Consider the following 17518-nt stretch of genomic DNA (forward strand, 5'->3'; position numbering starts at 1 on the left):
CAAAAGACCGGGCTTTCCTTTTATATTAGACCCCTCTGCTAAGAAAACCACAGAGATTTTTAAGTAACGGAAACGTTCTCGTAATAGGCTCGAATTTGCCGCTTTTCATCTGAAAATGTAACCATTTGTCAAAACAGAAAAAAAGGAGATTGAAATTTTGACAAATTTTTCAGAATTAAATATTAGTGCTTCCACATTAAAATCTATCCAACGTATGGGATTTGAGGAAGCGACACCAATCCAAGAAGGCACAATCACTTATGCTATGGAAGGTAAAGACATTATCGGACAAGCTCAAACAGGTACTGGTAAAACGGCTGCGTTTGGTATTCCGATGATTGAAAAGATTGACCCTAAAAATCCAAATGTACAAGCTTTAATTATTGCTCCAACTCGTGAACTAGCTATTCAAGTTTCAGAAGAGTTGTACAAATTAGGCTATGATAAAAAGGTACGTCTACTATCTGTTTATGGTGGTCAAGAAATTTCTCGTCAAATTCGTGCGCTTAAAAATAAGCCACAAGTAATCGTAGGTACACCTGGTCGTATCTTAGACCATATTAACAGACGTACATTAAAGCTAGACCAAGTAGAAACTTTAATACTGGATGAAGCGGATGAAATGCTGAACATGGGATTCATTGATGATATCAACACAATCCTAGAAAGTGTTCCGGAAAACCGTCAAACTTTACTCTTCTCTGCTACAATGCCAGGTCCAATCCGTAAAATTGCAGATAAGTTTATGACTAATCCAGTTGAAGTGAAGATTAAATCAAAAGAAATGACAGTTGAAAATATCGATCAATACTTCGTAAAAGCTACTGAGCGTGAAAAATTTGATGTTCTTTCTAGAATTTTAAATGTACATCAACCAGAGCTTGCAATAATATTTGGACGTACAAAACGTCGTGTTGATGAGTTAGCTCATGCATTAAGCATCCGTGGTTACTTAGCAGAAGGTATTCATGGAGATTTAAGTCAAGCGAAACGTATGTCTGTTTTAAAACAGTTCAAAGCTAACAAAATCGATATTCTAGTTGCAACTGATGTAGCTGCTCGTGGACTAGATATTTCTGGTGTTACGCATGTATATAACTTCGATATCCCTCAAGACCCTGAAAGCTATGTACACCGTATTGGCCGTACTGGTCGTGCAGGGAAGAGCGGAATTGCTGTTACATTCGTTACACCAAGAGAAATGGGATACTTACGTATTGTAGAAGACACTACGAAAAAACGTATGACACCACTTCGTCCACCAAGCTCTGATGAAGCATTAGTTGGTCAACAGCGTTTAGCAATGGAAGCATTAACTGAAATCATCAATAAAAATGATCTTGGTGACTATCGTACGCTAGCTGCAGAAATGCTTGAAAAGCATGATGCAGTGGATATTATTGCAGCAGCAATTAAATCCATGACTAAAGAGCCGGATGATACTCCGATTACATTATCTGAAGAACGCCCACTTCCAATGCGTAGAGAACGTAGCAGCGGCGGTGGTGGAGGCCGTAGTGGCGGTGGCTATAAAGGCAATCGCAGCGGCGGCGGCGGACGCAGTTCATCGGGTCGTGGAGAGCGCAGTTCTTCCTCACGCACAGGTGGCGGCGGACGCTCTGGAGGCTCCCGTCGTAGCAGTGGACCTCGAGACGGCTCTACTCAACGTAAACGCTCTCCAAGAAGTGAAGGCTAATAATATTAAACGAATGGATGAATCCTCCAAAAGAGGGTTCATCTTTTTTTATATTCGTTAGTCATATTAGCTGCAGTGCCAAGTCCTCTTTGTCAATGGTCATCTGCATATTGGGGTCAACAGGTGCTTGTAAATTTATCTTGTAAGTGTATAGTGGGAAACAAGGAATTTATAAGGATTTGTATGAATATGAAACGTTTTAGTAGAAAGCTCGTATAATTACTATGGAAAGAGGTGCTAGGAAATGAGAAAAGAACCAATGAATAGGATATCTAAAAAAGGCTTAAGAGTATGGCGAATATATGGTATTTTTCAGACGATGATAGTTTTATTGTTTGCTGTTGGTACCGGTTTTGTAAATTATTTCACAGCCAATTACTGGTGGATATATACAGTGGATGCCATTATTCTGATGACGCTCGCATATTTGCTTGTATATTTATTCCCGAAAATAAGATGGTCAAGGTGGAGATACGAGGTTAGAGACCAAGAGATAGAGCTTCAGCATGGTCTTTTTGTTGTAAAACGAACCTTGGTTCCCATGGTGAGAGTCCAACATGTTGATACAGAGCAAGGACCTATTTTAAGGAAATATGATTTGTCTTCTATTACTATTTCTACCGCTGCTACTAGCCATGTCATACCTGCCCTTGTTACTGCTGAGGCAGATGAGCTGCGGAGCAGAATATCTGTGCTAGCAAGGGTGGCTGAAGACGATGTCTAAGGGAAAATATAAATTACACCCAATTTCGGCAGTTATTAATTTTGTGAAGGCATTAAAAGAAATGCTACTCCCTTTAGTTGTCATCATACTTGCTAATGGGCTAGGAGGAGACTCTAGCTTTTTGGCGAACTTATTCACTTTTGGGTTATACGGAACAATTTTACTGTTACTTCTAATAAGTGGCATTGTGAAGTGGAAGAGATTTCGATATTGGTTTGATGAAGAAGAATTGAGAATTGAATATGGCTTGTTTGTAAAAAAGAAAAGATACATTCCTTTTGAAAGAATACAAAGTTTAAATTATACAGAAGGGATCTTTCATCGTCCGTTTGGGCTTGTAAAGGTGAAGGTAGAAACGGCTGGTGGAGGACCGACGAAGGAGGCCGAGGCAGAGCTAACAGCTATAACGAAGGCTGCGGCAGAGCAAATTAAAAAGGAAATGCTGAGAGCAAAGGTCAAAACATCTGTATTAGATGGGGATGAAAAATTAGACGAGCCTGTAGAAATAAAAGAAGCTCCTCCTTTATATACGATGTCTCAAAAGGATTTGATTATTCTTGCAAGCACATCAGGTGGGATTGGTGTTTTCTTCTCAGGTTTGGCAGTTTTAATTTCTCAGTTCTCCGATATAATTCCATATGAGACGATTTACAATGAGATTTTGGTGTTTATTCGCTTTGGTGTGTTAATGGTAGTCCTTGCAGTATTCGCTGTTGTACTGGTTGCTTGGTTAGCATCCGTTCTACTGACCTTTATTAATTATTATCAGTTTACAATCCGCTTAGATGACGAAGAAATTATCGTAACCAGAGGATTGTTGGAAAAGAAGAAAATGACGATTCCTCTAGCGCGAATTCAGGCGGTTCGTTTAATAGAGAGTCCCATCCGTCAGATGTTCGGCTATGCTTCTGTCGTAGTAGATAGTGCAGGCGGCTCTTTAACAGAAAAGGATGAAACAATGAGGCTGCTTCCTCTTATTAAACGAGCAGAGGTGGATGAGCTTTTGCATACAATTTTCCCTCAGCTAGATTTAGAGCCTGATTTTACACTTGTTCCAAAGAGATCTAAAAAGTTCTTCTATCGACTAGATTACTTGTGGATTATACCGGTGGTCGGAGTAACTACTTATTTCTTTTTCCCGTATGGGCTACTTTCCCTACTATTAGTTCCGTTTAGCTGTGCTCTAGGAATCTGGCAACATCGAACGGCCGGATTCTATAAGAATGATTTACAGCTTATCGCTAGGTATCGAGTTTTTAGTAGAGTAACGATTTGGATGGAGAAAAAGCGGATTCAATCAATGACACAAAGAACTACCTACTTCCAAAAGAGAGAGGGAGTTTGTTCAATACAAACAAGTATAAAGTCAGGGGGAGGAAGTACAGTAACAGTTATCCCTCATATCGAGCAAGAGGATGCGGAGATGTTATTGGAATGGTATGAGCCTTATAGAAGAGAAGGGTAGATTTAGCCGAAAAATATGAACCTTTAAACGAAAAGTAATATTAAAAGTAAGGAAGAGGCTAGGACAAAGCAAATAAGAAGAGCCTAGGATAAAACTTCTCAGAATGGATTATATGTTATTTTTGGAATATATTGATTTATTTTAATAGGAAACATTGTTGGTTCGTAGCAGCGTAGGCGACTCCGGCAGGAGGAGGGAGACAGGTGAGACATAGCAACGGCACGCGTTAGCGTTCGGCTATGGCTCATCTTGGGGACGGAAAACTAAGAACGTCACATCGTGTGACAACGTTTTCCTGACCAACATCCTGTTGGCCCGCGGAAAGCGTCCGACGCAGCGGAGAATCAGAGTTTCTAAACTAAGAAGCCCTTATGATTCTATAATATGGTTAGAATCATAAGGGCTTCTTTCGTTTTTTTTTTCTGTACAGTTCTTAAAAAACCTCTTATTTCATTACCTTAAACTTTCTTTTCTTTTTCTTCCATGCAGCGATTCGCTTAGGATGGAAATAGATAAATCCTAGTAAAAACCCGGTAATCAGACCTGCTAAGTGAGCTGCAATATTAATATTGGGTTGAATGAATGTCATAATGACCCCGATCACAATAATAGGAAGGATAATCTGTTTAAGCTGTGGGAAGATGTGTTTTGTATAATACACTAAAGCTCCGAATGCACCTAGAATACCATAAATCGCTCCGCTTGCTCCCAAGCTTTGCAAGCTAAAATCATAGATGAAGTAAGTGGCAACATTTCCGATTAAACCAGATAAGAAGTAAATAGTTAGAAACCTAGCTTTTCCGGCTAGCTGTTCAAGCTCTGGGCCAAAGAGATATAAGGAAAACATATTAAAAAGTAAATGAAAAAAGTTGAGATGTAAGAACATGGGAGTGATTAAACGCCAATATTCTCCTTGAAAGATATAATAATTATTTCCAATCCCATAGGAATAAATGGTGTTTCCTATAAATGGCAATAAGGAAACGATAAAAAGAAAGATATTAATGAACAATAATGTAGAAACAATTGGATACAAGCGTATATACTGTTTAAAGCTTTCTGTTCTACTAAACATTTTCTCACCTCTAATTTCTATTATTAGTATAGCTTTTACAGCTTTTATTGGAAAGGGGAAACCACTATGATCACAGGAATTGGCTTAGATATTACGGATATAAAAAAATTAAAAGGCCTCCATCAAGAAAAATTAGTAAATAGAATATTAACGGAGAAGGAAAAAAACCTCATGCAAGGAATGAGTGAAGCGAGACAGGTCGAGTTTTTGGCAGGTAGATTTGCCGGAAAAGAGGCCTTCTCAAAAGCTCTCGGATCTGGGATTGGAAAAGAATGTAGCTTTCAGGATATAGATATACTCCGAGACTCCATGGAAGCACCAGTGCTTTACTTTAAAGGTAAAAAGGTGGATGGGTTTATCTCCATCACACATACAAAAGATTATGCTGCAGCACAAGTAATTCTTCAATCATAAATGGTCGTCCACCTACATACAATGAATGAACGCAGCGATAATAGAAAGGGTGGACTAATTGAAAAGCCTAGTGGCTAAACTGGTAGTTTTTATTGCAATGATTTTGGTACTTACTGCATGTGGAGCTGAATCAAAAGAGGATGTAGTAAAAAAACTAAGTAACAAGTGGGTGGATGCGAAGGGTTATGAGTTAACGGCAGAAATGAGTATTTTAACTGGTCAAGAGCCAAGGATGTATGATGTGGAGGTTTGGCACTCGAAACCAGATTTCTATCGCGTAAAGGTTTCAGATGCAAATGCGGAAAACACGCAAATGATTGTTCGAAACGCAGAAGGAGTATTTGTAGTAACTCCTGCGCTTAACAAAACATATAAGTTTCATAGTAACTGGCCATCAGAGAATAGCCAGGCTTATCTAATCGGATCCCTGGCAAGTGATATTAAAAAGGATAAAGAGGCAACCTTCAAAGAAGAAGGCGACCATTATGTATTTGAAACAAAAACAACGAATAATCATAAAAACATGCTGCCATCACAAAAAATCTTTATTAACAAAAAGACGCTTCTTCCAACAGATGTGTCTATTATGAATGAAAATAAAGAAGAACAGATTCACATCAAATTCAAAAATGTTTCTATTGGCAAGACTCGTGCAGCTGGTGACTACAAAATTGAACAAACTCCAGCCGCTAAGACGAACGAGGACACTGTCGAAGCGTCCGCTGAGCTAGAGGGTAAGGATTTTGAAACACATTATCCTGTGCTTCAATGGGAAAATGTTCATATAAGCGAGGAAAGAGTAATAGAAGATGATACGAGCAAGAGAGTCATCTTAACCTTTAGTGGCGATAAGGAATTTACAATTATTCAACAGCTGAGTAACCAAGCGATGACTTCTGCATTGCCGGTATTTGCTCCAGGAGATCCAGTAGATTTAGGGGTAGCGATAGGAGCAGTTACGGATCAATCTATTACATGGGAGCAAGATGGAATGTCCTTCTTCCTAGCTTCAACATCTTTATCAAAAGAAGAGATGATAGAGGTTGCCTCTTCAATGATGGTATCTAGTTTGAAATAAGCATTTAGAGATTGACGCCCCTTCTTCCAAGGAGCATAATAGTGTCAACCGCGGAAGAAGAGGGTTGATTATCATGAACATCTACAGACCTACAGTCATAGAAATAAATTTAGAAGCAATAAAATCAAATATACGAAAACTCAGAGAGATACTTCCTGTCCATACAAAGGTAATTGCGGTGGTAAAAGCAAATGCCTATGGACATGGGGACGTAGAGGTGGCGAATGCTGCTCTAGAGGCTGGTGCATCTATCCTGGCTGTTGCTACGCCAGAGGAAGCACTTTCACTTAGGGATGCTGGAATCAAGGAGGACATACTTATCCTTGGTCCGACTCCACCTTCTTTTTTTGAAAAGGCAGGGGAATGCAACCTTACCTTAACAGCATATTCGTTGGACTGGGTTTTTGCTACAAAAGATATAAAAAAACCTATAAAAGTACATGTAAAAATTGATAGTGGAATGGGTAGAATAGGTTTTACAGAGTATGGCGATTTGAGAAAAGCGATAACGTTTATGCAGAAAAACCCTTGGGTAGAGATAACTGGGGCATTCACTCACTTTGCCACAGCTGATGAGGAACAGGCTGACTATTATAATGAGCAAGTAAACAAATTTAATCATATGCTCGAAGCATTTGAGGAAAGACCGGCTCTTGTACATATTAGTAATAGTGCAGCTGCTCTACGCTACCCAGAAAATGCCTTAGATGCAGTGAGGTTTGGTATATCCATGTATGGTATTGCTCCATCTTCATGGCTAAATGATCATTTACCTTTTTCATTGGAGCCTGCGCTCTCTCTATATACGGAGATAGCACACATAAAGAAGGTTCATAAAGGAATCTCCATTGGATATGGAGCGACCTATACGGCGAAAGAAGATGAATGGATTGCCACGTTGCCAATTGGCTATGCTGATGGCTTATTAAGAAATCTCCAATCACAAGAGGTTTTAGTGAGAGGAAAAAGAGTACCGATTATAGGAAGGATTTGCATGGATCAATGCATGATTCGACTCTCCGAACAAGTAGAGGTTGGAGAGAAAGTGGTATTACTAGGGAAGCAAATGAAAGAAGAAATTAAAATAGATGAATGGGCTACCAAACTTCAAACAATACCTTACGAGATATGTTGTACCCTATCAGCAAGAATCCCAAGATTATACAGCAGACAAAAAATCGACAAGCCCTAGTCCATATTGCATAATTTGTCTAACCAATTCTTTATTTGTCTTTTATTTCATCTTTAGTAATGGTAAGATGAAATATAATGTCATATAGGGAAATGTTTTGTCGGAGGTGTTTGCTGTGGTAAGTGATAAAAAGAAACAAGAAGCGGTTCTTAAGCTTCCGAAGCAATTGGCTAATGAAGGAGCTAAGGCTATTAGTGGGGAAAGCGTTGCACGTGTCCATGCAAAAGAATATCTAAATAAGGGCCAGGCAAATCTTATAAGAGAAGCGATGATAAAAGGCTATGTTGAAATGTCTCATATCAACCTATCCATTTGTATGGAGTGTTTACACGCTGAGTATGAGGCACAGCATACGACAGAGCGACTCGTAAGTGGAGGATGACAACTTGATCGTAAAACGTGGGGACGTTTTTTTTGCGGACTTATCGCCAGTAATCGGGTCTGAGCAAGGTGGTACCAGACCCGTATTGGTGATACAAAATGATATCGGTAATCGGTTTAGTCCAACAGTGATTGTTGCGGCTATTACTGCACAGATTCAAAAAGCAAAGTTACCGACACATGTAGAAATCAATGCTAAGGAGTATGATTTTGAACGTGATTCTGTAATTTTGTTAGAGCAATTACGAACAATAGACAAATCAAGACTTACGGATAAAATTACACACCTCGATGAAGATGTGATGGAAGAAGTAGACCATGCATTAGGCATTAGCCTAGGTTTAGTGAAATTTTAATACATACTGAGTACACAATGTGAGAGCGTCCAAATCACATTGTGTTTTTTTGTGCATTTGGATGGGAGGTATTAGAACCTCCATTATTTTCTTTAGACTAGGAATGGCATTTTAGCATTCAAGAAATTTTTTAATAGATTGTAATATTAAATTGAAAATAAAAAAAGCTAATCATAAATATGACATAAAAGTAAAATATTTAATAATGTTTGGTTTTCTAGTTAGATAAAGGCGTGAACATTTTCCTTATCATCTCCATTTATTATCGATAAAAGTCTCTAATTGAATCTCCTATTGGGATGATAGAAAACTAATAAGCTTTTAAAAGATGTAAAAATCCGCAAAATTCGTTACAATAAAGGTAACATGAAAAGTAATAAGGAGATGGCTAATTACTAATGAATAAACAGATTGCTACATATATTCATCAGCACATTGATGACATACTGGAAAAATGGAAGATAAAAATGGAGGAAGAAGAGGATGATCGATTCTTTCAGATTATGTCGGATGATGTCATCAATCATACAGCGAGAGAATTTGGCGATTTGATGATTTTTAGTTTAACTGAAGAAAGAGAAATATACATGGTGAAGCTTCAAGAGTTTTCTGTTCAAATAGTTAGATATGGATGGTCTATTTCTTTCGTCTTAAAGGCATTATCTAATTTTACAGATGTTATTTACGAGCAGATGGAAAGTGAAGGATATTTAAATGAAAGTAATTACAAGTCTTATCGTACCATTTTAAACAACTGGCTAACACCTGTTACTCATTCTGTAGTAGATGCTTATTCAAAAGTTTGGGAAAAGACAGTTAGTCTTCAGAAGATAGCCCTACAAGAGCTTTCGGCTTCCTTGATTCCTGTATTCGAAAAAATTTCCGTAATGCCTCTAGTGGGCACGATTGATACCGAAAGAGCGAAGCTAATCATGGAAAATTTATTGCATGGTGTGGTGAAGCATCGTGCAGAAGTAGTGTTATTGGATATTACTGGTGTCCCGGTAGTAGATACAATGGTGGCTCACCATATTATACAAGCTGCAGATGCTGTTAGGTTAGTAGGGGCTAAGTGTATGCTAGTTGGAATCAGACCAGAGATAGCTCAGACAATCGTCACATTAGGAATTAATTTAAACGATTTTACCACTACCAGCACGTTACAAAGAGGTATGGAGCAGGCATTGGCATTGACAAATAGAGCGATAGTAGAGGTGGATCCGAAATGATGACAAGAATTCCTATTTTAAAATTAAGAGATTGTTTAATAGTTTCTATCCAGTGGGAGTTAGATGACCAAACTGCTTTAAACTTTCAAGAAGATTTATTAGAAAAGCTACATACAACAGCAGCACGCGGAGTAGTACTAGATTTAACTCCAATCGATTTTATAGATTCATTTATAGCAAAGGTTTTAGGGGATGTTATTAATATGTCTGGCCTGATGGGAGCTAAAGTTGTTCTAACAGGTATTCAGCCAGCAGTCGCTATTACATTAATTGAGCTAGGCATTAGACTAGAGAATGTAGCAACCGCTCTAGACTTAGAAAATGGATTGGAAAAACTTGAACGAGAATTGGAGGACTAATCCATTATGAATATGAGGTCTTCTGTTGATATTATAAGTGAGTGGGATATAGTTGCTGCTAGACAACTAGGCAGAAACGAAGCTAAGGAAGCTGGGTTTGGGACAGTGGATCAGGCTAGGATTACTACAGCCATTAGCGAACTTGCTCGTAATATATATTTATATGCGGGAAAAGGGACTATTGAAATAAAACAAATTACAGAAGGTAATCTTAAAGGTCTACTAGTCATTGCGTCCGATAAAGGACCAGGTATTCCTGATGTTCGTCGAGTGATGGAGGATGGGTACACCACTTCAGGAGGACTAGGGGCAGGACTGCCTGGGGTAAAACGTCTAATGGATGAATTTAAGATTGAGACAAACGTGGGGGAAGGAACAACCATAAGTACCATTAAGTGGCTCAGATAGGAGGTGACACTAGTAAATGCCTCAAGAATTTAAAAGACAATATAAAGAAATATTAAAACGATATATTCTAAGTCAAACAGAGCTGAATTTATATGAAGGACAAAATATTAGTCGTCAACTTATACAAAAGGATATTTCGCCTGAAGAAGTAATTAGTATACATAAAGCTTCATTAGAAGAAATTATGCCTAATTTACCGGACGAACTTTTCCATTCATTTGATTTTCTAATAGAGGTTATGATTCGCTATGGTCTAGCGATAAAAGAGAACCAATCATTAGTGCAAAAACAACAGAATCTAAAAATGGAGATTGAGCTTGCAACAAATATTCAAGAAACCATGCTCAAAACGAAAATCCCTAAAATCCCTGGCTTGGATATTGGGATAATCTCTGTTCCGGCAAAAGAAATGAATGGGGATTATACACACTTTTTAAGTAATGAAAACACGGTTGGGATTGCAGTTGCCGATGTAATAGGAAAAGGTATTCCTGCGGCATTTTGCATGTCTATGATTAAATATGGTATGGACAGCTTGGACGGAGCTGAAACGGACCCTATTATTGTACTGGATGTAATTAACCGGATAGTAGAAAAAAGTGTGAGCGATTCTATGTTCATCTCTATGTTTTACGGTACGTATTCCAAAGATGAAAGCAAATTTACTTACGCCTCTGCTGGTCATGAGCCTCCCTTGCTGTACAGTGCAAAATCGAACAGTTTTATGGAGTTGAAAGCGAAAGGGCTATTGCTAGGAATTATCCCGAACGTAAAATACGAGCAGCACTCCGTATTTTTAGAAGAAGGAGATTTTGTGGTCATGATGACAGATGGTGTTACAGAATGTCGTTCGCAAGAGGGCTTTATTGAGCAAAGAACCGTTATGGATATTATAGGTAGTGTAAGGGATTTACCTGCTCAAGAAATGGTAGAATATGTTTTTCAAAAGTTAGAACAGTTACAGGAATTTGAGCAGAGAGATGATTTTACACTTGTTATCTTTAAGAAAATATGAAAAGCAGGTTTACTTCTAGCAACATGGTGGTATAGATAAGCTATAGTATGCGAATAATGGGGGATAAATAAATGAATATAATAGTAGAATTATACCAAGAAGATTCTTGTGTGAAAGGTATCATTAAAGGAGAGATAGACGCCTTTACTGCTCCTTTATTAAGAGAAAAATTAAGTGAAATTGATTTAGAGGAAGGTCTCCGTGTGAAGTTAGATCTCACAGATGTTACTTATATGGATAGTACTGGTCTTGGAGTCTTTGTAGGCTTTTATAAAAATGCCAATGAAGCGAAGGTGCAAATGGAATTAACCGGACTTTCATCTCGTTTGAAACGTTTGTTTGATATAACTGGATTAGGAGAGATTATGGACATTCAAACGACCGACGAAGAGGTGAAAATAGATGAAACCGTTTGATTATGTAGAAATTCGTTTGCCTGCCAAGCCTCAATACGTTAGCGTAGCTCGTTTAACTATTTCTGGTTTAGCAAATCGAATGGGTTTTTCCTATGACGATATTGAAGACTTGAAAATTGCTTCGAGTGAGGCGATAACTAACGCAGTACAGCACGCATATGCTGAGGATGAAGATGGTGAAGTAGTAATTGGGTGTGCTTTGTATGATGATAAAATGGAAATTATGATTGCAGACCATGGAAAAAGCTTTGACTTTGAAGAAACAAAAGCGAAAGTTGGTCCCTATCATGATATAGATGAGGTCTCTTTCCTTCGAGAAGGAGGATTGGGTTTATACTTAATAGAAACGCTCATGGATGAAGTGAAAGTCCATCACCAAGAAGGTGTAACTGTATTTATGACGAAGCATGTCGGAGTAAAGCAGGTGGATGAAAATGTCGAACACATCCCTTCCTAACAAGGAGTCCAAAGAGCAAATTTTAAAGTGGATTAAAGAATACCAACAGAGCGAAAGTGAAGAGGCACAAACAAACCTAGTATTAAATTACACGAGATTAGTGGAATCGATTGCAAGGAAATATTCAAATGGTAAATCTCATCATGAAGATATTGTTCAAGTTGGCATGCTAGGCCTCTTGGGTGCTATCCGACGATATGATCCATCCTTTGGGAAAAATTTTGAGGCCTTTGCTATACCAACGATTATTGGAGAAATCAAACGATTTCTAAGAGATAAAACTTGGGCGGTCCACGTGCCTAGAAGAATAAAAGAACTTGGACCGAGAATCAGGGCTGCCGTAGAAGAATTGACTATTCAGTATCAACGATCACCACTTGTTCCGGAAATTGCCGATTACCTTGATGTAGAGGTAGAGGATGTTTTAGAAGCGATGGAGATGGGAAAAAGCTATCAAGCCCTTTCTATGGATCATTCGCTAGAATCAGATGCTGATGGAAGTACCATAACATTGTTTGACGTAATTGGCCAAACAGACGCTGAGTACGAAAAAACCGATCAGCGCTTGCTTGTAGCTAATGCGTTTGATGTATTGACGGATCGAGAAAAAGAGATCATTCAACTTACATATATGGAGCAACTTAGTCAGAAAGAAACCGGTGATCGTCTCGGCATATCACAAATGCATGTTTCTAGGATTCAAAGAAAAGCAATTAAAAAGTTACAAGAAGCAATATTATCGTCAGGTGGCTTAGTAAAGTGATAAATTATTCTGATGAAAAGATGGAATTAGTTGTTTACCAAGAAGCAAAAACCGGCAATCGGGAATCTGGAGACACTTACTATGTTTCCAAACAAAAAGATTTTTTGCTTTGTGCAATTGCGGACGGACTTGGAAACGGCCCTGTTGCTAAAGAGTCAGCTGATGTCATACCTATGATCTTAGAAGAGCATCCAGAAGAATCTTTGGATGATCTACTATTAAAATGTAATGAGTTAATGGTCCAAAAAAGAGGAGCAGCAGTTGCCATTGTAAAGGTAGACTATATTCATCAAACTATCTCTTATAGTTGTGTAGGGAATATAAGGTTTTATATGTATCAGAAGAGTACAGATAAAATGGTTTATCCTTTACCGGTGATGGGTTATCTGTCTGGTCGCAAGCAAAAATTCAATACACAAACCTTTTCGTGTAAAAAGGGAGATTTGTTTCTCTTACACTCTGATGGGATTGAAATGAAAAGTCCCAAAATGACGATGAAGGAAGCAGGTTGTGCTAAACGTTTATATGAAACGATATTGAGAGAAATAAAGCATGGCGATGATGCCACCTTTATTGTAGGAAATCTACTGTAACAAGTAGGTTTCTTTTTTTATGAAGTGAAAAGCGGATCTATTCATAGTAGTAAGTAAGCTGCAACTAGATTTTGAAAGGTACATAGGCGAGCGGTGGTTAGAGAGGGTGACATTACTGCAGCTATTTGAAACGTAGTTAAATATGTTAAAATTGTAAATGATATAGAAAGGGTGTGTTTTTTTGGAGCGCAAGACGATGCTACAGTTAGTTTCAAAAGAGACGGGTGTGAAGCCGACACAGGCGGAGCAGGTAATCAAGCTATTAGAAGAGGGAAATACAGTACCCTTTATCGCTCGTTACCGAAAGGAGCAAACTGGCTCACTCGATGAAGTTCAAATAAAAGCGGTAGAAGATAGATACAATTATATGCAACAGCTTGAACAGCGAAAAGTTGAGGTTATCAGGCTCATAGATGAACAAGATAAGCTAACGGAAGAATTAAAAGCTTCCATAGAAAAAGCAACTGTATTACAAAGAGTGGAAGATTTATATCGTCCATTTAAACAAAAAAGAAGAACAAAGGCCACAGTTGCGAAAGAAAAGGGCCTAGAGCCATTAGCGGAATTATTGCTTTCCTATTCAAAAGAACCCCTGACATCAATTGCGGAGTCCTATGTGAGCGAAGAAAAGGGAGTTGCTTCTATAGAAGAGGCTTTACAAGGTGCCAGAGATATATTAGCAGAACAATTTGCAGATGATGCAAAAATTCGTGAGCAAATTCGAGTTATGACAAGAAATAATGGAACAATGGTTTCTGCTCTCAAAAATGCTGATTTAGATGAGAAGAATGTATATGAAATGTACTATGATTATGAAGAACCTCTTAAAAAGATTGTTCCACACCGCGTGTTAGCCTTAAATAGAGGTGAAAAAGAAGACGTATTAAAGGTTGGAGTAAAGACCCCTGTTGACAAGATAATTCAAGTGATGGTGGAAAATTGGGTTGGCAAAAATACAGGAGAAGTGGCAGAGCAAGTTAGACAAGCCATTGAAGATTCTTATAAGCGTCTGATCCAGCCTTCCGTGGAGAGAGAGATAAGAGGCGAACTAACGGAGAAGGCTGAAGCGCAAGCCATTCATATATTCAGCGAAAACCTTCGCAATCTCCTTTTACAGCCTCCTCTAAAAGGGAAGGTTGTACTAGGTGTCGACCCGGCATACCGTACTGGTTGTAAGCTAGCGGTAGTAGATGATACAGGAAAGCTATTAGAGGTTTCTGCCATTTACCCTCATGCTCCTAAGATGGATATAGAGGGGGCAAAAGCAAAAGTTTTATCCCTATTAAAAAAATATCCAATCACATTAGTGGCAATTGGTAATGGAACAGCATCTAGAGAAACAGAACAATTTATAGTGGACTGCTTAAAAGAAGCGGAAGGGGAAGTTGCCTATGTCATTGTAAATGAAGCAGGAGCAAGTGTGTATTCTGCCTCTGAAACAGCTCGGAATGAGTTTCCTGACTTACAAGTAGAGCAGCGAAGTGCAGTATCTATTGCAAGGAGGCTGCAGGATCCTCTAGCAGAGTTAGTCAAAATTGATCCGAAAGCTGTAGGTGTTGGGCAGTACCAGCATGACGTTTCGCAGAAAAAACTGTCGGAATCCCTATCTTTTATAGTAGAAACTGCTGTTAACCAAGTGGGAGTAAATGTGAACACTGCCTCAGCTTCTTTATTACAATACGTTTCTGGTCTATCAAAAACTGTAGCAGAAAATATTGTGAATATGCGTAACGAACAAGGAAGGTTTACTTCGAGAGCGCAGCTGAAGAAAATTCCTCGCCTCGGGGCGAAAACTTACGAGCAAGCTATTGGCTTTTTAAGAGTGCCAGATGCAAAAAATCCTTTTGATGGTACGGGCATACATCCAGAAAGCTATAAAGCAGCTGAAGAAATATTGGCTATAGCTGGTCTTGATAAAAAACAAATAGGTACCAAAGAGGCAGAAGAGGTCTTGAAGAGTATACCTATTGACAAGGTAAGTGAAGAAATTGGTGTTGGAGAAATAACACTAAAGGATATTATAGAAGCATTGATGAAGCCTTCAAGAGATCCTCGTGAAGCATTTCCACAACCAATTCTTAAAAAGGATGTTCTAAAGTTAGAGGATTTAAAGCCTGGTATGGAGCTACAAGGCACAGTGCGTAATGTAGTGGATTTTGGAGCGTTTGTTGATATCGGTGTTAAACAGGATGGACTAGTTCATATATCCAAGTTAAAAAAAGGTTTTGTTAAACATCCATTAGATGTTGTTGCTTTGGGAGATATCGTGACTGTTTGGGTAGAGCAGTTTGATGCTAATAAAGGAAGAATATCATTAACTATGTTACCTCCAGCACAACAAGTTTAATGAATATTAGTCCAATGATATATAGTCATTGGACTAATTCCTTTCTATTTATGTAAATGGAAAGGAATAAAGTTTGCGTTAGTAGGAGAGGATAGAATGACCGATGAACAACTGACGACAATGGTTTCTTCTATATCGAAGGATATATTTGGGAAGAAGTTTGTGCATAAGGCTTACTTTAATAAGCGTTTAAGAACAACTGGTGGAAGATATATGCTTAGGTCGCATCATATAGAAATAAACCCTCGGGTAATAGAGATGCATGGAGAAGAAGAATTAATCGGGGTTATTAAGCATGAACTATGTCATTACCACCTTCATCTAGAAGGAAAGGGATATAAGCATCGAGATAGAGATTTTCGAGAGCTCTTAAAGGCTACCAATTCGCCTAGATTTTGTTCCAGCCTTGTAGAGAGAAAAGCCGCAAATAGACCCTTTAAATATCAATATAAATGCTCTAAATGCGGGTTGTTATATAATCGGAAAATTCGAATGAATACCAAGAAATTCAGGTGTGGCAAGTGTTTTGGAGAGTTAGTTTTACATTCCTAAAAAAAAATGAAATAAATTTTAATAAAAGTGTTGACGTTTTATAACTACCTCTCTATAATAGAAAAAGTCGAGTGAAGCAAACGACGAAAAACATTCCGAAGTAGCTCAGTGGTAGAGCAACCGGCTGTTAACCGGTTGGTCGTAGGTTCGAGTCCTACCTTCGGAGCCATAACGGCCCCTTGGTCAAGCGGTTAAGACACCGCCCTTTCACGGCGGTAACACGGGTTCGAATCCCGTAGGGGTCACCATTTATATTCTATAAATTTTATACATAGGTCCCGTGGTGTAGCGGTTAACATGCCTGCCTGTCACGCAGGAGATCGCCGGTTCGATCCCGGTCGGGACCGCCATGTTGGGGTATAGCCAAGCGGTAAGGCAACGGATTTTGATTCCGTCATGCCCTGGTTCGAATCCAGGTACCCCAGCCATTATATTGTGAGCCATTAGCTCAGTTGGTAGAGCATCTGACTTTTAATCAGAGGGTCGAAGGTTCGAGTCCTTCATGGCTCATCAAAATAATTGTTGACTTTCTCTTGAAAATGTTTTAAGATAGAGTTCGTCCTAATTTTCACTACGCGGTCGTGGCGGAACGGCAGACGCGCTAGGTTGAGGGCCTAGTGGGGGTTAACCCCGTGGAGGTTCAAGTCCTCTCGGCCGCACCAAGCATAGTCAATAAGCGCCCGTAGCTCAATTGGATAGAGCGTCTGACTACGGATCAGAAGGTTGTGGGTTCGACTCCTGCCGGGCGCGCCAATAAAACAATTATTATTAACTTTATATGCGGGTGTAGTTTAGTGGTAAAACCTCAGCCTTCCAAGCTGATGATGAGGGTTCGATTCCCTTCACCCGCTCCATACTTTAAAACCTATGAACATTGAAAACTGAACATGCAAAACGTCAAGAAATATAGCGATTGAAATGTATCGCAAAACAAACATGACATCATTTTATGATGATGCCAGCAAAATTTATGAGCTATCAAAGCTTATCTGTTTTGG

General features: G+C 38.8%; 19 protein-coding genes and 8 tRNA genes. 26 read left to right on the plus strand and 1 reads right to left on the minus strand.

The window, feature by feature from the left end; genetic code table 11:
- Window positions 1-157 precede the first annotated feature (157 nt).
- The 3 genes from cshA to AC1ECF_RS10830 all read left to right on the plus strand — a co-directional run bounded on the left by cshA (window position 158) and on the right by AC1ECF_RS10830 (window position 3885).
- Window positions 158-1696, plus strand: a complete 1539-nt coding sequence (gene cshA, locus AC1ECF_RS10820) for a degradosome RNA helicase CshA (protein WP_480389428.1) — start codon at window positions 158-160, stop codon at window positions 1694-1696.
- Window positions 1697-1940: 244 nt separating this feature from the next.
- Window positions 1941-2420, plus strand: a complete 480-nt coding sequence (locus AC1ECF_RS10825; RefSeq protein WP_480389429.1) for a PH domain-containing protein — start codon at window positions 1941-1943, stop codon at window positions 2418-2420.
- Window positions 2413-3885 (plus strand): PH domain-containing protein, encoded by a 1473-nt coding sequence (locus AC1ECF_RS10830; protein ID WP_480389430.1) that lies wholly within the window; start codon window positions 2413-2415, stop codon window positions 3883-3885. Before AC1ECF_RS10825 ends, AC1ECF_RS10830 begins: the two co-directional genes overlap by 8 nt.
- A 445-nt stretch (window positions 3886-4330) precedes the next feature.
- Here the strand turns inward: AC1ECF_RS10830 and AC1ECF_RS10835 are convergent, their stop codons facing one another.
- Window positions 4331-4960, minus strand: a complete 630-nt coding sequence (locus AC1ECF_RS10835) for a rhomboid family intramembrane serine protease (protein ID WP_480389431.1) — start codon at window positions 4958-4960, stop codon at window positions 4331-4333.
- Window positions 4961-5026: 66 nt separating this feature from the next.
- Here AC1ECF_RS10835 and acpS point away from each other — a divergent pair, with 66 nt between their 5' ends.
- The 23 genes from acpS to AC1ECF_RS10950 all read left to right on the plus strand — a co-directional run bounded on the left by acpS (window position 5027) and on the right by AC1ECF_RS10950 (window position 17374).
- Complete coding sequence (gene acpS / locus AC1ECF_RS10840) at window positions 5027-5374, plus strand: holo-ACP synthase (protein ID WP_480389432.1); 348 nt, start codon at window positions 5027-5029, stop codon at window positions 5372-5374.
- A gap of 58 nt (window positions 5375-5432) precedes the next feature.
- Window positions 5433-6452, plus strand: coding sequence for a LolA family protein (locus tag AC1ECF_RS10845; RefSeq protein WP_480389433.1), 1020 nt, complete (start codon window positions 5433-5435; stop codon window positions 6450-6452).
- Between the two features lie 73 nt (window positions 6453-6525).
- Window positions 6526-7644, plus strand: coding sequence for an alanine racemase (alr, locus tag AC1ECF_RS10850; protein WP_480389434.1), 1119 nt, complete (start codon window positions 6526-6528; stop codon window positions 7642-7644).
- A 115-nt stretch (window positions 7645-7759) separates the two neighbouring features.
- Window positions 7760-8026: a hypothetical protein gene (locus tag AC1ECF_RS10855; protein WP_480389435.1), complete on the plus strand. Its 267-nt coding sequence runs from the start codon at window positions 7760-7762 to the stop codon at window positions 8024-8026.
- A 4-nt stretch (window positions 8027-8030) separates the two neighbouring features.
- Complete coding sequence (locus AC1ECF_RS10860; RefSeq protein WP_480389436.1) at window positions 8031-8381, plus strand: type II toxin-antitoxin system PemK/MazF family toxin; 351 nt, start codon at window positions 8031-8033, stop codon at window positions 8379-8381.
- Window positions 8382-8779: 398 nt separating this feature from the next.
- On the plus strand, window positions 8780-9610 hold the full coding sequence (locus tag AC1ECF_RS10865; protein ID WP_480389437.1) for an STAS domain-containing protein: 831 nt from the start codon (window positions 8780-8782) through the stop codon (window positions 9608-9610).
- Entirely contained in the window at window positions 9607-9969 is a 363-nt protein-coding gene (locus tag AC1ECF_RS10870) for an STAS domain-containing protein (RefSeq protein ID WP_480389438.1), read from the plus strand. The genes AC1ECF_RS10865 and AC1ECF_RS10870 overlap by 4 nt, the downstream gene beginning before the upstream one ends.
- Before the next feature lie 6 nt (window positions 9970-9975).
- Window positions 9976-10377: an anti-sigma regulatory factor gene (locus tag AC1ECF_RS10875; RefSeq protein WP_480389439.1), complete on the plus strand. Its 402-nt coding sequence runs from the start codon at window positions 9976-9978 to the stop codon at window positions 10375-10377.
- Between the two features lie 16 nt (window positions 10378-10393).
- Window positions 10394-11392, plus strand: a complete 999-nt coding sequence (locus AC1ECF_RS10880) for a SpoIIE family protein phosphatase (protein ID WP_480389440.1) — start codon at window positions 10394-10396, stop codon at window positions 11390-11392.
- A gap of 71 nt (window positions 11393-11463) precedes the next feature.
- Window positions 11464-11808 (plus strand): STAS domain-containing protein, encoded by a 345-nt coding sequence (locus AC1ECF_RS10885; protein WP_480389441.1) that lies wholly within the window; start codon window positions 11464-11466, stop codon window positions 11806-11808.
- Window positions 11795-12265, plus strand: a complete 471-nt coding sequence (gene rsbW / locus AC1ECF_RS10890) for an anti-sigma B factor RsbW (protein WP_480389442.1) — start codon at window positions 11795-11797, stop codon at window positions 12263-12265. Before AC1ECF_RS10885 ends, rsbW begins: the two co-directional genes overlap by 14 nt.
- A complete protein-coding gene (sigB, locus tag AC1ECF_RS10895) occupies window positions 12243-13028 on the plus strand; it encodes an RNA polymerase sigma factor SigB (RefSeq protein WP_480389443.1) in 786 nt (261 codons plus the stop codon). Before rsbW ends, sigB begins: the two co-directional genes overlap by 23 nt.
- Window positions 13025-13621 carry a PP2C family serine/threonine-protein phosphatase gene (locus AC1ECF_RS10900; RefSeq protein ID WP_480389444.1) on the plus strand — a complete coding sequence of 199 codons (597 nt, stop codon included), beginning with the start codon at window positions 13025-13027 and terminating at the stop codon, window positions 13619-13621. The genes sigB and AC1ECF_RS10900 overlap by 4 nt, the downstream gene beginning before the upstream one ends.
- 196 nt (window positions 13622-13817) lie before the next feature.
- Window positions 13818-15968: a Tex family protein gene (locus tag AC1ECF_RS10905; protein ID WP_480389445.1), complete on the plus strand. Its 2151-nt coding sequence runs from the start codon at window positions 13818-13820 to the stop codon at window positions 15966-15968.
- Window positions 15969-16064: 96 nt separating this feature from the next.
- Entirely contained in the window at window positions 16065-16520 is a 456-nt protein-coding gene (locus AC1ECF_RS10910) for a SprT family protein (protein ID WP_480389446.1), read from the plus strand.
- Between the two features lie 94 nt (window positions 16521-16614).
- Window positions 16615-16689 (plus strand) — tRNA-Asn (locus tag AC1ECF_RS10915).
- A gap of 4 nt (window positions 16690-16693) precedes the next feature.
- Window positions 16694-16768 (plus strand) — tRNA-Glu (locus AC1ECF_RS10920).
- Window positions 16769-16794: 26 nt separating this feature from the next.
- Window positions 16795-16870 (plus strand) — tRNA-Asp (locus tag AC1ECF_RS10925).
- Between the two features lie 3 nt (window positions 16871-16873).
- Window positions 16874-16948 (plus strand) — tRNA-Gln (locus AC1ECF_RS10930).
- Between the two features lie 9 nt (window positions 16949-16957).
- Window positions 16958-17030 (plus strand) — tRNA-Lys (locus tag AC1ECF_RS10935).
- Window positions 17031-17095: 65 nt separating this feature from the next.
- Window positions 17096-17182 (plus strand) — tRNA-Leu (locus AC1ECF_RS10940).
- Between the two features lie 14 nt (window positions 17183-17196).
- A tRNA-Arg gene (locus AC1ECF_RS10945) sits at window positions 17197-17273 on the plus strand.
- Between the two features lie 27 nt (window positions 17274-17300).
- Window positions 17301-17374: transfer RNA gene (locus tag AC1ECF_RS10950), tRNA-Gly, on the plus strand.
- Window positions 17375-17518 lie beyond the last annotated feature (144 nt).

Source organism: Psychrobacillus sp. Z3-81, from assembly GCF_056620325.1.